Source organism: Bradyrhizobium archetypum (genome assembly GCF_013114835.1).
GTDB lineage: Bacteria > Pseudomonadota > Alphaproteobacteria > Rhizobiales > Xanthobacteraceae > Bradyrhizobium > Bradyrhizobium archetypum.
The window spans coordinates 68,333-83,941 of the sequence record NZ_JAAVLW010000002.1 but is presented as its reverse complement, the minus strand read 5'-3'; the positions used below and the strand labels follow the sequence as shown (position 1 = coordinate 83,941).

The window sequence follows — 15,609 nt, the reverse complement described above, 5'->3', positions numbered from 1 at the left end:
CAATCCGGTAGCCGCAATTTCTGGTGAAATATCACGGGAAAAATTGATAATTTCACTTGCAACCATTAATTGATAGAGGGCACAATCGCATTCTCAAGGGATGTGGGACGTTTGTCACGCTACGACGCTCCCGCATGGTCGACGCGCTGCGCGGTTCCCTACCTCCAGCCCCGGCGCCGTGCAGCGCGCGACCCACGTCATCCAGTGCCTCCTGACGGTGCACTGCACTGCACGGACCGCGCTGGCGTTTCTACCCGCTCGCCACGGCCTCCAATTCCGCAATATTGAACTTGACCATCTTCAGCATGGCCTCCGAAACGCGCTTGGCTTTGGCGGGATCGGGATCGTTCATTAATTCGACGAGCCGTTTGGGCGCAATCTGCCAGAAGAGCCCCCAGCGGTCCTGTAGCCAGCCGCATTGCTCGATCCTGCCGCCCTCTCGCAAGGCATCCCACAAGCGATCGATCTCGGCCTGCGTGTCGCATTCGATCATGATCGAAAAACTGTGGTTGAACGGGTCGAGAGGACCCGCCTCGATCGCCATGTAGCGCTGGTCGCCCAGGTTGAAGGCCGCGATCTTGACGCTGCCGGCGGGGCCGCTCGGGCTCTCGGCAGGCAGCGACGAGACCCATTGGATTGACGAGCCGCTGATCAGCGAGGTGTAGAAGCCGATCGCGGCCTCCATGTCCTTCTCGAACCAGAGATGCTGTGTAACCTTCATCGACGCTCCTTTGTCAAATAGCAGCCGCGCACACGGCTGCTTTCGTTCCAAAGACGGATGAAAAGGATGGCTCCCGACATCTGCGATGAAATTTTCCGAGGTTCGCGATGATGTCTAACGATTCCAAGGGGAAGCGGCCGACATAACCAGCACATAGCCGTTGCCGCGCCAACGCTCCCAGTGTCGGACCCACCAGCTACCGCCACCCTGTCATCTAACCTTCAAGTGCGTCGGTCAAAAATACCACCTCTCATCGTATTCTTTTGACGGGGGTCAGAATGACCGATCTTGCACTCAACTCATCGATGGGCGACGCGCCGTCTGTCCAGCCGGCTTCGCGACCGAACCTCGACAAGGGTTTCAATCCGCTGACCCTGATCCTTTTCAGCGGCATCCTCGCCGCCGGGATGCTGTATGTCGCTTACAGCATCTACGTCGACATTGACGCGACTGGCATGCGCGTCACCACTTACCTGCCCTACATTCTCCTGTTCGTGGCGCTCCTGATCGCGCTCGGCTTCGAGTTCGTCAACGGCTTCCATGACACCGCCAATGCGGTCGCGACCGTGATCTACACCCATTCGCTGCCGGCGGAATTCGCCGTGATGTGGTCGGGCTTCTTCAATTTCCTTGGCGTGCTGCTCTCTTCCGGCGCGGTTGCGTTCGGCATCGTCTCGCTATTGCCGGTGGAATTGATCCTGCAGGTCGGAAGCAGCGCCGGCTTCGCGATGGTGTTCGCGCTGCTGATCGCCGCCATCATGTGGAATCTCGGCACCTGGTATTTCGGCCTGCCGGCATCCTCTTCGCACACGCTGATCGGCTCGATCATCGGCGTCGGCATCGCCAATGCGCTGATGCGCGGCCGCGACGGCACCTCGGGGGTCGACTGGAGCAAGGCGACCGAGATCGGCTACGCGCTGCTGCTCTCGCCACTGTTCGGCTTCTGCATGGCGGCGATCCTGCTGCTGGCATTGAAGTTCATCGTCCGCAATCCCGCGCTGTACGCCGCGCCCGAAGGCAACAAGGCTCCGCCGCTGTGGATCCGCGGCATCCTGATCGCAACCTGCACTGGCGTCAGCTTTGCGCACGGCTCCAACGACGGCCAGAAGGGCATGGGCCTGATCATGCTGATCCTGATCGGCACGGTCCCGACCGCCTACGCGCTGAACCGCGCGCTGCCGGAATCCCAGGTGGCACAGTTCCAGAAGACCTCGGACGCCGCCTCCAAGGTGATCGCCGCCAAGGGCGCCGGCCACAGCATCATCGGCGATCCGCGACCGGCGGTGACGCAATACGTCTCCGCTCGCAAGATCAGCGAAGGCACCTACCCTTCGCTGGCCGTGCTGGTGAAGGACGTCGGCGATCAGGTCCAGAAATACGGTACGCTGAACAAGGTGCCGGCGGAGGCCGTCGGCAACACCCGCAACGACATGTACCTGACGTCGGAAGCCATCCGCTTCCTGATGAAGGACAAGGAAAACGACCTGAGCAAGGAAGAAGTCGACACCCTCAAGGCCTATAAGGGCTCGCTCGACAGCGCGACCAAGTTCATCCCGATCTGGGTCAAGATCGCGGTCGCGATCGCGCTCGGCCTCGGCACCATGATCGGCTGGAAGCGGATCGTCATCACCGTCGGCGAGAAGATCGGCAAGTCGCATCTGACCTATGCGCAAGGCGCATCCGCTGAGATGGTTGCCGCCTCCACGATCGGCGTCGCCGATGTGTTCGGCCTGCCCGTATCCACCACCCATGTGTTGTCTTCCGGCGTCGCCGGCACGATGGCGGCCAACGGCTCTGGTCTGCAGATGGCGACGGTTCGCAATCTCCTGATGGCATGGGTGCTGACGCTGCCGGCCGCGATCTGCCTGTCGGCAAGCCTGTACGTGCTGTTCTCGAATCTGTTCTGAACACTACCGAGCCGCCCGGAAACGGAAGGTGTTCGATGCAGGATCAACCGGCCGCCGCGCTTTCTCCATCCCGGGACGGCACGGCGCGGTCATCGCCGATCGCGGGGCTGGTCTGGGCATTCCGCATCCATGCGGACGGCGTGCCGGAATCGCTTCCGGTCGACCGGCCCATTCCATTTTCCCAGGATGGGCTGCTCTGGCTGCATTTCAATCTGGCTGACGCCCGCGCGCTGCAGTGGCTGACGCCGGCCAACCTCGGAGTTCCGGCGCCAGCGCGGGCACTGCTGCTCTCAAAGGACAATTACCAGCAACTTCACACCGTCGAGGACTGCGTCTATGGCGTGATCTCGGATCTGTTGCGCGACGTCGGCGAGGCAACCGAGGACACCGGATATCTCCGGTTCGTCATGACCGAGCAGATCCTGGTCAGCGGCCGGCATCATGCACTGTGCGCGGTCGACGCCACCCGGCGCGCGCTCGAGGCGGGCCATCGCGTCGACAGCGCCGCCGCGCTGCTTGAGACGATCGTCGAGCACGTCGCCGACACCATGGACGGCATCGCAGATCGCGTGGCACAGGCCCTTGACGGCGTCGAGGAAAAGGTGTTGTCGGACTCTACGGCAGACCAGCGCCAAGAGCTCGGCCGCCTGCGCCGTACCTGCGGCCGCCTGCATCGGCAGTTGTCGGGCCTGCGGATCGTCCTCCACCGGTTCGAGCACAAGCATCTCGACGATCTGAAGCCTGCGCTGCGGCTGCGCGCCGGCAAGCTCGCCCAGCGCCTCGACGGCCTCGATCACACCATTGTCGAGATGCGCGAGCGCAGCCGGCTCTTGCAGGAGGAGCTTCATCTGAAGATCGAGGAGCAGGGCAACGACAATATCAGAGTGCTCTCGATCCTGACGGCGCTGCTGCTGCCACCGACGCTCGTCACCGGCGTTTTCGGCATGAACACCAAGGGGCTGCCGTTCAGCGATCTCGAAACGGCCTTCCTGTGGGCGGCCTTGCTGATCGTTCTCTCCTCGCTTGCCGCCTATCTCATCATGAAGCGCGTCGGCATCATCAGGTAGCGGCGGGATCACCGCAGATGTTCGCGTTGCGTAGATTGGCGATATCGGCAGCCTATCTTGCAGCCGCCATGGCAAGTTCAGGCGCGTCCGCCGGCGCCAAGGATGAATCCGCCGCCGAATGGCTCGCGCCAAAATGGTACAATGAATGGCATGACGGGCTTGCCTCCAAGGGACTGAATTTCGGCGCAATCTGGATCGGCGACAACATTACAAATGTCTCGGGAGGATCGCGCCGCGGCGCCATCCATTTCGGCCGCTTTGACCTCTCGGCCGACGGCGATCTGGAGAAACTAGCCGGCTGGACCGGCGGCAGGTTCTACGTCAATGCGCTCGGCATCTACGGCCGCGGATTGTCGCGCAACTACGTCCACAACCTCGCCACCATCAGCGAGATCGAGGCGCTGCCCGAGGCACGCCTCTACAACGCCTATTTCGAGCAAAGCTTCTACAGCAATGCGCTCAGCATCAGGATCGGGCAACAGGCGGCGGACGTCGAGTTCTTCGACAGCCAAACCGACGATCTCTTCATCAATGGAACGTTCGGCTGGCCCGCCAACAAGGCCAATAACCTTCCGGCCGGCGGTCCGGCACCGCCGATCGCAGTGCCCGGCATTCGCGTCAAGGCGACCCTCTCGGACCAGGTCACCCTGTTCGGCGCGGTGTTCAACGGCAATGCCGCACGGTCGGGCGAAGGTGATCCGCAGCTTCGCGATAACCATGGCATGGCGTTTCGGGTGAACGACCCGCCATGGTTCATCGGACAGGTGCGCTTAAGCTATGACCTCGACTTTGCGGGAAGGACTCTCCCCGGCAATTTCACCCCGGGAGCCTGGCGCCACACCGGGCAATTCGACGACCAGCGTTTCACAGCACAGGGGTTGTCGATCGCGGACCCCAACGGCTCCGGTATCGCCGCCAAACTTCGCGGCAATTTCGGCATCTTCGCCGTCGTCGAGCAGACGCTCTACCGCCCGCCGGGCGCAACCGAAAAGGGTGCGTCAGCTTCGCTGCCGGGAGTGACGGCGTTCGCGCGGATCGCCTATAGCCCGCCCGATCGAAACCTGATCGACCTTTATGCCGACGGCGGCATCGGCGTCAGCGGCCTGATCGCCGGCCGTCCGGTCGATCGGCTCGGGATGGCGGTGGCCTACATGCGGATTTCCCACTCCACACGAAATCTAGACCGTGACGTCAGGTTATTTTCCGGCTTGCCAAGCCTAGTGCGCAGCAATGAGACGCTGCTTGAGTTGATCTACGAGGCCCACCTCAAGCCCGGTTGGCTACTCGCTCCGTATTTCCAATATGTGTTCCGTCCCTCCGGCGGCATCCCGAGTCCGAACGCTCCGACCGGCCTGTCGCGGATCGGCGACGCCGCCGTGTTCGGCGTGACCACGACGGTCAGGTATTGAGCGCGGCGAGTTGCCTTACCATGCCAGCCGCTCACGAAGAAGGTGCGCTCCCTCTCCCGCTCGCGAGGGAGGGTCGGGGTGGGGTGTCTCCACGGGCGACACTGCCCGAGTGGAGAGAACTCCCACCAGGCGCTTCGCCATAGCCGAGGCTTTGCCTCGGCGTCTCAGAGGACGGCCACCGAAGGTGGCCTAAGCCTCCCCCCGCAACCGGGAGAGGTGAAGCGCGCCTGCGGCCAACTTATCTGACCAAGAATCATCATACTCTAGCGGCAAATAGAGAAGGCCTGCACTGAAGATACAGGCCTTCCTTGATGCGTCGTCGAACTTCAGGTGCAATCGCAGTTGAAGTGGCTACGCCGCCGCCAGCTTGTTCTCGACCAGTTTGATCCAATACGAGGTGCCGTACACGATCGCCTCGTCGTTGAAATCATAGGCGGGGTGATGCAGCCCAGCGCTGTCGCCGTTGCCGCAGAAGATGAACGCGCCCGGCCGCGCCTCCAGCATGTAGGAAAAATCCTCCGCGCCCATCAGCGGCGGCATCTCGTGAACGTTCTGGGCGCCGGCCACCTCCTTGGCCACCCGCGTGGCGAATTCGGTCTGCTCGGCGTGGTTATTGGTGACGGGGTAGCCGCGCTCGTAAGTAAGGTCGATCTTCGCGCCGGTCATGCGGGCTACGCCCTCGCAAACTTCACGGACCCGCTTCTCGACGGTTTCGCGCACTTCCGGCGTCAGCGTCCGCACGGTGCCGCGGAGTTCGGCGGTCTGCGGGATCACGTTGCGCGCGTTGCCGGCGTGGAACTCGCAGATCGAGACCACTGCGGAGTCCAGCGGATCGATGGTCCGCGACACGATCGACTGCAGGGCGGTGATGAGCTGTGAGCCGACCAGCACGGAATCGATGCACTTGTTCGGGCGCGCGGCATGGCCGCCGAGCCCTTCGATTTTGATGTCGATTGAGTCGGTCGCGGCCATCACCGGGCCGGTTCTAATGGCGAAGGAGCCGATCGGAATTCCCGGCCCGTTATGCATGCCGTAGACCTGCTCGATGCCGAACCGGTCCATCAGCCCGTCCTTGATCATGGCGGCGGCGCCCGCCCCGCCCTCCTCGGCCGGCTGGAAGATCACGACCGCGTCGCCGGCGAAATTCCTGGTCTCGGCGAGATACCGCGCTGCCCCCAAAAGCATCGCGGTGTGACCGTCATGGCCGCAGGCGTGCATCTTGCCGGGCGTCTTGGAAGTGTGAGGAAGATTGGTCTGTTCCTCGATCGGCAGTGCATCCATGTCGGCGCGAAGCCCGATCACCTTGATCTCGCCCCTGCCGGGCTGTTTGCCCTTGATGACGCCGACGACACCCGTGCGGCCGAGGCCGGTGACGACCTCATCGCAGCCGAATTCGCGCAGCCGGTCTGCCACCAATGCTGCAGTGCGGTGGACATCGTAGAGCAATTCGGGATTTTCATGAATATCGCGGCGCCAGGCCTGAATATCGGGTTGCAGATCGGCGACGCGGTTGACGATGGGCATGGGATTTCTCGAACCTCAGTTGGAACGCTAAGGCTTTTGTAGCATGCAAGCCGCGGTCCACCCAAGACGCACAAGGAACACGCTGCCCCGGCAAGAATGCCGGGCTTGTCCCAGCCTTCCACGTCTGACTATTAGGACAGAGAGGTGGACGGGCGGAAACGAACAATGCCGAAACGGCTTGAGGGCGATTTCGATTACATCGTGGTGGGCGCCGGCACCGCCGGCTGCATCATGGCCAACCGGCTGTCGGCCGACCCGAAGAACCGCGTACTGATCCTGGAGGCCGGCGGCAACGACAACTGGATCTGGTTTCACATCCCGGTCGGCTATCTCTTCGCGATTGGCAATCCGCGTTCAGACTGGATGTTCCGGACCGAGCCGGAGCCCGGGCTCAATGGGCGATCCCTTGCCTATCCGCGTGGCAAGGTGATCGGCGGCTGCTCCGCCATCAACGCCATGATCTCGATGCGCGGGCAATCCGCCGATTACGATCACTGGCGCCAGCTCGGCCTGACCGGCTGGGGCTATGACGACGTCAAGCCGCTGTTCAAGCGGCTGGAGGACCACTTCCTCGGCGAAAGCGAACATCACGGCATTGGCGGCGGCTGGCGCATCGAGGCGCCGCGGCTGTCCTGGGAAGTGCTCGATGCGGTGGGCGACGCCGCCGAAGAAATGGGCATCAAGCGCATTCCTGATTTCAACACCGGCGACAATGAAGGTGTGAGCTATTTCCACGTCAACCAGAAGCGCGGCCGGCGCTGGTCGTCCGCGCGCGGCTTCCTCAAGCCGGTGCTGAACCGTCCCAACCTGCGGCTGGAAAAGCACGTGCTGGTCGAGCGGCTGATCGTCGAGAACGGCCGTGCGGTGGGCGTGCGTTTCCTGCAAGGCAATGAAGTGGTCGAGGTGCGTAGCAAAGGCGAAGTCGTGTTGTGCGCGGGATCGATCGGCTCCACGCAGGTGCTGCACCGCTCCGGCATCGGACCCGCCGACTGGCTGTCGCCGATCGGCATCGATGTTGTGCTCGACAGACCGGGCGTGGGGCGCAATCTGCAGGACCATCTGCAGCAGCGCGCGATCTACAAGGTCGAGGGCGTCCGCACGTTGAACGAAACCTACTGGTCACTGGTCCGACGCGGCATCATGGGCCTCGACTATGCCTTCCGCCGCCGCGGGCCGCTGACCATGGCGCCCTCACAGCTCGGCATCTTCACCCGCTCCGATCCGCGTCGCGCGCGCGCCAACATCCAGTTTCATGTGCAGCCGCTGTCGCTCGACAAGTTCGGAGATCCGCTGCACCGCTTTCCCGCGATCACGGTGAGCGCCTGCAACCTGCAGCCGACCTCGCGCGGCACCGTGCGCATCCGCTCGGCAAGACCCGACGAAGCGCCGTCGATCGCGCCAAATTATCTTTCGACCGACGACGACCGTCAGGTCGCAGCCGATGCCATCAGAACCACGCGGCGGCTGATGAAGCAGAAGCGGCTCGAACGCTATCATCCAGTCGAATATCTGCCCGGCCCCAGCGTCGGCGACGATGATGAGTCACTGGCAAAGGCCGCCGGCGATATCGGCACCACGATCTTCCACCCCGTCGGCACCGCAAAGATGGGCACCGCCAACGACCCGATGGCTGTCGTCGACGAGCGGCTGCGCTTTTACGGCATCGGCGGTTTGCGTGTCGTCGACGCTTCGGTGATGCCGACAATCACGTCGGGAAATACCAACACACCGACGGCGATGATCGCGGAGAAAGGGGCGACGATGATTTTGGAGGATGCGAATAGCCGCTTCCTCTAACGAAGCGCGAAATTTCCCGCGCTACTGCGCCCTGCGATGGTGCCTCATCGATCTCTGCCGCAGTCGCGGCTCGGGCGTGGTCACCCCCTCGCCGTAATAGGCATTGGAATTGTAGTAGGCATTCGATTGATCGAATGACCGATAGGAGCCGCGGCCCCCGAGCACATCGGCATTGGGGTGATAGAAGGAATAGGCGCCGGGCTCCTGGATCGCGGCTTGCGCGAACACGGGCGTTGCGATCGCGGTCATCAGAAACGCGGCGGCGAGTGTCGGGATAGACTTGGTCATTGGCGAGATCCTCTTTTGTCATGAAGTCATTCCACCAATTGGGTATCGCACCGTGAAAGCGGATAGTTGTCACCGTGATTTGAAAAGCCGTGCGTGATGATGCGCGATCGCGTGAACGTGCGGAAATATCGATTGCCGGCAAATGCGCAGAATATTCGCCTACAAATGAAGCGATCGGAGCAATGCTTTCGCTATTGCGCGACAGTGGTGTAGTGCGGATTAGCGAAAGCGTAGTCCGCCCTACGAATCTCGCATGCTACGTCTGCGGCGGATAGCGCTCGAAGGTCGGCAGCTCGTGCGCGCGCTCCATCCAATGAATGCGCTCTGCCGTCTGGATGTGCATCATCGCCGGCACGGCGTCGGGATCGTCATAGGTCGCGCTCTGGATGTCGACGATGCCGGGCATGATATTCGCATTGGTGTAGAACAGACCGGTGCCGCAGTCGGCGCAGAATTGCCGCCGGCCGTGTTCGGAAGACTTGTAGAGCTTCGGCGTTCCCTTCGTCACCTTGAGCGCATCCTCCGCATACATCGACCAGCCGACCATCGGCGCGCCGGCGTGGCGGCGGCAATCGGTGCAGTGACACAATGCATGAACGATGGGTTCGCCCGCGATCTCGTAGCGAATTGCGCCGCAATGACAGCCGCCGGTGACGTTGACCATGCTCTCCTCCGATCGATGCAGCCCGGCCCGCTCGATAATTTTGGAGTTGGCGGCTTCAACGCAATGGACTTGGCATTGCGTCGTACTGTCGCGACTACGCCGACTTCCTGACCGCGTTGTCGACCAGCGTCTTGCCGAGCGACCAGATCGCGCCGGGGACCTTGTGGCTGGCGGCAATGACGTCGTCGAACGCCTTCTCGATCCAACTGCAGTCTTCTTCCGTGATCACGAGCGGGGGCAGCAGCTTGATGGTGTGGCTGCCGTGGCCGGAGACCTGCGTCAGGATCTTGTGATCCTTGAATAGCGGCACGGTGATGAGCTGGCAGAACAGGCCCTTGTTGGCGGTCTCCAGGATATTCCACGACGCCTTCAGCTTCAGCGATTTCGGCGGACCGAACTCGATGCCGATCATCAGGCCCTTGCCGCGCACTTCCTTCAGCAGTTCATAGCCGGGCACCATGCGGGTCAGCGCAAGCCGAAGCTCGGCGCCGCGCCTGGCGGCCTGCTCGACCAGCTTTTCCTGCTTGATCACATCGAGGGTTGCGATACCGGCCGCCATCGCGAGATCGTTCTTCGAAAACGTCGAGCCGTGCACGACCGCGCGGTCCATCTGGCTGAAGATCTTGTCGAAGATCGACTTGCGCGTGAGCAGCGCGCCGACCGGAACGTGGCCGCCCGATAGCGCTTTCGAGAGCAGCACCATGTCGGGCTCGACATTCCAGTGCTCGACCGCGAGGAATTTTCCGGTGCGGCCGATGCCGGTCTGGATCTCGTCGGCGACAAAGATCGTGCCGTATTTTTTGCACAGCGCGTGCGCGCCGGGAAGGAATTCATCCGTCGGCAGATTGACGCCCTTGCCCTGGATCGGCTCGACGATGAAGGCCGCGACCTGGCGCGACGACAAGGCTTGTTCAAGCGCTGCGAGATCGTTGAACGGAATCTGCGTGCATCCCGGCAGCAGAGGCTCGAAACCGCTGCGGAAATTCGCGTCGTCCATCAGCGACAGCGCGCCATAGGACAGGCCATGGAATGAATGCGAGCAGGACACGATGCCCGGACGGCCGGTCGCACCGCGCGCGAACTTGATCGCGGCCTCGACGGTCTCGGCGCCGGAATTGGCAAAGAACACCTTGTCCAGATATGGCACATGCTCGAGCAGGCGTTCCGCCAGGACGCCGGCGAGCGTCGAGATGTCGAGTTGCACCAGATTGGGAAAATCGGCATCGAGCACGCTTTTCAGCGCGTAACGCAGTGCCGGATGATTGCGGCCAATCGCAAAAACGCCAAATCCGCTGAGTAGATCGAGATAGCGGGCCCCGTCACGATCGAACAGGTATTGACCTTGACCCTTCTGAAAGCCCACATCGTAGCCGATGGTCTTCAGCACCCGGACGAGTTGCTCATTCAGGTGGCGTGCATGCAGGGAACTGCGCTGCGCCTGCCGCTCTACAAACAGCTCGGAAACGTCTAGATATGAATCTGGCATTGGCTACATACGTCGGTTGATGGCCGTTTCGTCAACTGAAAACGCTGAATGCGGCGTTTTGACCCCCGCTCTGGATCATCTACTTAAACACAGGTTTGGACCATGTTGCACTGCCCAAGAACTGTCGCGCGCACAATAGTGTATTCGGGAATCTTTTTGGCCACAGGTATTACTACGGCGTTGGCCGCCGACCCGACCGGCGACTGGAAGGTGGCAGATGGTGTGGCCAATATCCGCGTCGCCCAGTGCAACGGTAACATGTGGGGCGTCGTTTCCTGGGAAAAGACGCCGGGCGGCAAGGACAAGAACAATCCGGATGTCGCCAAGCAGAGCCGGCCGACCTTGGGCATGCCGATTCTGATCGACATGAAGAAAAAACCCGGCGTCGATGCCTGGGAGGGCCAAGTCTACAACGCCAAGGACGGACAGCTCTACTCTTCGACGATCAAGCCTGTCGGTGCCGACCAGCTCGAGATTCAGGGCTGCGTGCTGGGCTTCCTCTGCGGCGGAGAGACCTGGACCCGGGTCGGACCGCCGATTCCCTCGAGCCCTGCCAACAGCATGGCCAAGGGCGCGCCGAAGGCTGGACCGGGCGCTGCACCGAAGGGTACGGCTTCGACGAATCCGGCACCGACGACTGCGGCACCGGCTGCTCAGCCGGCAGCGCCGAAGACCACGGGCACGGCAAATCCGGCGCCCCCGCCGAAGGCCGCGCCTGGTCAGAAGCAGACGGCCGCCGCCCAGCCGAGCGATATCGGCGATATCTGCCTACTTCCCGATATCGCGCGGTTTGCCCATTAGCGCGGGCTGGAACAACAGCACCGCGGCCAGTGTGATGACGAACGACAGTGCCAGCAGTTTTCCCATGCTGGCGGTGCCGGGATGGCTGGATAGCCACAGGCTTCCGAACGCGGTCGCCGTCGTCAGCGCGGAGAAGAAGATCGCGCGCGTCAGGCTCGACTGCAGCAGGTTGGTCCGGCCTTCGCGCCATGCCGTGACGTAATAGATCTTGAAGGCGACGCCGACGCCGAGCAGCAGCGGCAGTGCGACGATGTTGGCGAAGTTGAGCGGCAGTTCGATCAGCACGCAGAGTTCCAGCGTCACGGCGCCGGCTACCAATAGCGGCACCATCGTCATCAGCACGTCGGTGATCCGCCGCAGCGTCAGCCAGAGCAACAGGCTGATCACCACCAGCGCCCAGATGCCGGCGTGAATGAACGCCTTGACGATGGTGTCGCCGGATTTGAGGATCGACACCGGCCCGCCGATCGCGTTGGGCTCGGCGGCCAGCACCGCATCGGCAAAGCGCCGCAGATTGTCGTTGTCGTTGGGATCGCCCTTCGGCAACGCCTCAACGCGGATCAACCCGTCCTTCGACTTCCAGCTGTTCAATAGTTCCGGCGGCAGCGTCTTCAGCGTGACCGGGCCCGCCTGCATCGTATTCCTGAGCTGATCGAACACGATCTTCAGCGGCGTAACGAAGATGTTCTGCGCCTTGTCGCGCGTCGCCTGGTCGCTTCCGGCGAGCTTCGACAGCGCATCGGCCAGCCTTCGCGAGGCCACCGCGCCCGGCCCCTTGCCCTCGCCCGCGGTCCTGCGCAGGCTGTCGACCGAACTCTTCAGCGCCTCAACATTCTCTTCATCGGTGGGCGCAGCATCGACCGAGTCGGGATTGAGCGCCGGACCCACCACCTTCGCCGCCTTGGCGATCAACTGAAGCTTTGCCGGCTGATCCCCAGGCACGAAACTGTCGATCGACATCACGCGCAGCACTTCCGGCAGCTTTTCCAGCCGCGCCTCGATCTTCTTGGCTTCAGCTTCCGAATTGGTCAGCACGTTGATGGCGTTGGCGCCGGTGTTGGGGTCCTTGCGCAGGTCGAGGAAGGTCGCAATCGATTCGGCCTTCGGATTGCGCAGGTTGATCGGATTGAAGTCGAACTTCATATAATAGAGCAGCGGCAAGCCGGCCACGACGAGAAGCAGCGTGCCGACGACGATGATGACGCGGTGCCTTTCGAGGAATTCGTCCACGGGCGCCAGAAACGCGTAGCCGACCGGCTCGCTTTCGCCGGGCGGATGCAGCAGCTTCAGCATGGCCGGCAGCACCGTGATGCTGGAGAAGAACGCGATCAGCATGCCGGCGCCGGCGATCTTGCCGAGCTCGGAAATGCCTTTGTAGTCGGTCGGCAGGAAACACAGGAAGCCGGCCGCGGTCGCCATCGCCGCGAGCGACAGCGGGACCGCCGAACGGCTGGCTGCGCTCTCCAGCGCCACGGCCAAATCTTCGTTGTTCTTGAAACGCTCGGAACGGTAGCGGACGCTGAATTGAATGCCGAAATCGACGCCGAGGCCGACGAACAGCACGGCAAAGGCGATCGACAACAGGTTCAGCGATCCCACCATCATCAGGCCGACGGCGGTGGTGATGGCAAGACCGATGAACAGATTGACGAACACCGCGAAGATGATCTTGCCCGAGTGCAGCGCCATCCAGAGGATCACGAGAACGATGAGGACGGTTGCGATGCCGTTGAGGATCGCGCCGTCCTGCACGGTCGAATATTCCTCGTTGGCGATCGGAACCGGGCCGGTCAGCCGCACGCGCGCGCCGTACTGACCGGCAAAATTGAGGTCGACCGCGGCCTGCCGGATCGCGTCGGTCGCATCCTTGCCGGGTTCGAGCGCGTTGTAATCGAGCTTCGGCTTGAACTCGATAAAGGCGCGGCGGTCGGCATCGGTCAGCGGCTTGTCGCTGACGAGTTCGCGCCAGGAGAAGGTCGCCGTCCCCTTGTTCAGGATGTCCTCGACCGTCTGGCTGATCAGGTTGAACGGACGCTCGGCGTTGTCGAGCTTGACCTGCCCGCGCTTAACGCCGGCAAGCCCGGTCTCCAGCGCGCCGGTCAGGCCGCGGATCGAGGGATCGCCAGCCATGATCTCGATCAGGGGGGCCGCTGCTTCGAGCTGCCCCGCAACCTTGCCGACTTCTTCCACCGGCAGGAACAACAGCCCGTTCTTTTCGAAGAACTCGCCGGAGCCGAGCGGCTGCACGGATTCGAAATGCTTGGTGTCGCCGGCGAGCTTTGTCGAAAGCGCCCGGCTCGCGGCGCTGGCGAGCTCGGGCGTCGGCGCCTCGACGACAGCGAGGATCAGTTTCTCGCGATCGAACGCGTGCTCGAACTGATTGTCGCGCTTTCGCCAGTCGAGGTCGGGCGAAATCAGCGTGTTGATGTCGGTGTTGATGGCGAAATGCCGGGCGGCGTAATAGCACGCCCCAACTGCCAGAAGCAGGGAGACGACGACAACGAGAGTGGCAAACCGCGTACAGGTTCTGACAATCGCGACAACAATGCTGGTCAGCACTTCGTTTCTTTCTGAATCTCAAAGGAGAGCTGGGCGAAAACGCCCGCTATCTAGCGGAGTTCCGGGAGCCGATCTAATGTTGTTTTGGTCACTTCCCGGAGGGTTCAAGCGAAGCCGCCGAACGGACCGGGACGCTGTTCGAAAGGCGGTATAGCCCGTTCCGGAGGGCGATAAAGTGACGAACCGGTGAGGAACCCGACGTCAGGAAGTAGGGTTATTGGTATTTCGTTACCAAAATCTTGGTAACCATTGCGCGATCCACCCTTTTCTATCTGCACGATTTTTGACACATAGTGCTGCGCTTCCATCTACTTGGGTGGGGATTACCTACGGGTTCCGGTCGCGGCGTGGATTTTGCAAAAATCCCGTGTGACCGGCTGCACGGAGACCTTCGGGCGAATTTGCGAATTCAATACCTCTTGCAACTTGCGTAATGGACATCCCATGGAAGTGTATCTAGCGCAGCCCCGCGGATTTTGTGCGGGCGTCGTGCGCGCCATCGAAATCGTTGAGCGTGCGCTCGAGAAATACGGTCCGCCGGTCTATGTCCGGCACGAGATCGTGCACAACAAATACGTCGTCGAAAGCCTAAAGGCCAAGGGTGCGATCTTTGTCGAGGACCTGACTGAGGTTCCGCCGCTCGCGGTAACCGTATTCAGCGCCCATGGCGTGGCCCGCAGCGTCGAGGAAGAGGCCGCCGCCCGCGGCCTGCCCGTCCTCAATGCCACCTGCCCGCTGGTCACCAAGGTCCATAATCAGGGCAAGCGGTATATGTCCAAGGGCCGGACCCTGGTCCTGATCGGGCATGCCGGCCATCCCGAAGTCGAGGGAACCATGGGCCAGGTTCCGGGTCCGGTTCTCCTGGTTCAGAGCGTCGAGGACGTGGCGGCCCTGACCCTGCCGACCGACGCCCCGGTGGCCTACATCACCCAGACCACCCTCAGCGTCGATGACACAAAGGACATAATCGCGGCCCTTCAGGCCAAATTTACAGATATTCAAGGTCCCGACATCCGGGATATCTGCTATGCGACACAGAACCGCCAATCTGCGGTAAGGGATCTGAGCAAACTGGTGGACGTCATCCTGGTGGTGGGGGCTGCCAATAGTTCCAATTCAAACCGGCTCCGCGAAATCGGCACCGAGGCCGGCGTCGCGAGTTATCTCATTGCCGACGGGAGCGAGCTGAACCCTGATTGGTTGAAGGATGCGAAAGCCGTCGGCATCACGGCGGGCGCCTCGGCGCCCGAAGTTTTGGTCGATGACGTAATCGAGGCTTTGAGGCGTATCGGACCCGTCAAGGTGTCGGTGCTTCCCGGGCGGGAGGAGAATATCGAGTTCCGGCTTCCGGCCGAACTGACTGCGGGTTGATTGACGTCACAGGTT

12 protein-coding genes are annotated in these 15,609 nt (G+C 62.1%); 6 read left to right on the top strand and 6 right to left on the bottom strand.

The features are described 5' to 3' along the window. Positions 1-250: 250 nt before the first annotated feature. A complete protein-coding gene (locus tag HCN50_RS04895) occupies positions 251-721 on the bottom strand; it encodes a VOC family protein (protein ID WP_171708515.1) in 471 nt (156 codons plus the stop codon). A 278-nt stretch (positions 722-999) separates the two neighbouring features. Between HCN50_RS04895 and HCN50_RS04890 the strand changes: the two genes are divergently transcribed. Genes HCN50_RS04890 through HCN50_RS04880 form a run of 3 tightly spaced genes read left to right on the top strand, consistent with a single transcriptional unit; the run spans position 1,000 to position 5,104 of the window. Then, entirely contained in the window at positions 1,000-2,628 is a 1,629-nt protein-coding gene (locus HCN50_RS04890) for an inorganic phosphate transporter (protein ID WP_171708514.1), read from the top strand. A 35-nt stretch (positions 2,629-2,663) separates the two neighbouring features. Further along, positions 2,664-3,695 carry a transporter gene (locus HCN50_RS04885; protein WP_171708513.1) on the top strand — a complete coding sequence of 344 codons (1,032 nt, stop codon included), beginning with the start codon at positions 2,664-2,666 and terminating at the stop codon, positions 3,693-3,695. Positions 3,696-3,712: 17 nt separating this feature from the next. After that, entirely contained in the window at positions 3,713-5,104 is a 1,392-nt protein-coding gene (locus HCN50_RS04880) for a carbohydrate porin (RefSeq protein ID WP_171708512.1), read from the top strand. Between the two features lie 351 nt (positions 5,105-5,455). On the opposite strand, the gene HCN50_RS04875 is transcribed toward HCN50_RS04880, so the two are convergent. Then, positions 5,456-6,628 (bottom strand): M20 aminoacylase family protein, encoded by a 1,173-nt coding sequence (locus HCN50_RS04875; protein WP_171708511.1) that lies wholly within the window; start codon positions 6,626-6,628, stop codon positions 5,456-5,458. A 165-nt stretch (positions 6,629-6,793) separates the two neighbouring features. Here HCN50_RS04875 and HCN50_RS04870 point away from each other — a divergent pair, with 165 nt between their 5' ends. Then, entirely contained in the window at positions 6,794-8,425 is a 1,632-nt protein-coding gene (locus HCN50_RS04870) for a GMC family oxidoreductase (protein ID WP_171708510.1), read from the top strand. A 21-nt stretch (positions 8,426-8,446) separates the two neighbouring features. Here HCN50_RS04870 and HCN50_RS04865 read toward each other — a convergent pair whose 3' ends face one another. The 3 genes from HCN50_RS04865 to hpnO all read right to left on the bottom strand — a co-directional run bounded on the left by HCN50_RS04865 (position 8,447) and on the right by hpnO (position 10,863). After that, entirely contained in the window at positions 8,447-8,713 is a 267-nt protein-coding gene (locus HCN50_RS04865; protein WP_171708509.1) for a hypothetical protein, read from the bottom strand. A gap of 256 nt (positions 8,714-8,969) precedes the next feature. Beyond that, positions 8,970-9,377 carry a GFA family protein gene (locus tag HCN50_RS04860; protein WP_171708508.1) on the bottom strand — a complete coding sequence of 136 codons (408 nt, stop codon included), beginning with the start codon at positions 9,375-9,377 and terminating at the stop codon, positions 8,970-8,972. A 94-nt stretch (positions 9,378-9,471) separates the two neighbouring features. After that, complete coding sequence (hpnO, locus tag HCN50_RS04855) at positions 9,472-10,863, bottom strand: aminobacteriohopanetriol synthase HpnO (RefSeq protein ID WP_171708507.1); 1,392 nt, start codon at positions 10,861-10,863, stop codon at positions 9,472-9,474. Positions 10,864-10,965: 102 nt separating this feature from the next. On the opposite strand from hpnO, the gene HCN50_RS04850 reads away from it, so the two are divergent. Continuing rightward, positions 10,966-11,664 (top strand): DUF2147 domain-containing protein, encoded by a 699-nt coding sequence (locus HCN50_RS04850; protein ID WP_171708506.1) that lies wholly within the window; start codon positions 10,966-10,968, stop codon positions 11,662-11,664. On the opposite strand, the gene hpnN is transcribed toward HCN50_RS04850, so the two are convergent. After that, entirely contained in the window at positions 11,632-14,223 is a 2,592-nt protein-coding gene (gene hpnN, locus HCN50_RS04845) for a hopanoid transporter HpnN (protein ID WP_171708505.1), read from the bottom strand. The genes HCN50_RS04850 and hpnN overlap by 33 nt on opposite strands. Positions 14,224-14,667: 444 nt before the next feature. Between hpnN and ispH the strand changes: the two genes are divergently transcribed. Next, positions 14,668-15,594 (top strand): 4-hydroxy-3-methylbut-2-enyl diphosphate reductase, encoded by a 927-nt coding sequence (gene ispH, locus HCN50_RS04840; protein ID WP_171709170.1) that lies wholly within the window; start codon positions 14,668-14,670, stop codon positions 15,592-15,594. Positions 15,595-15,609 lie beyond the last annotated feature (15 nt).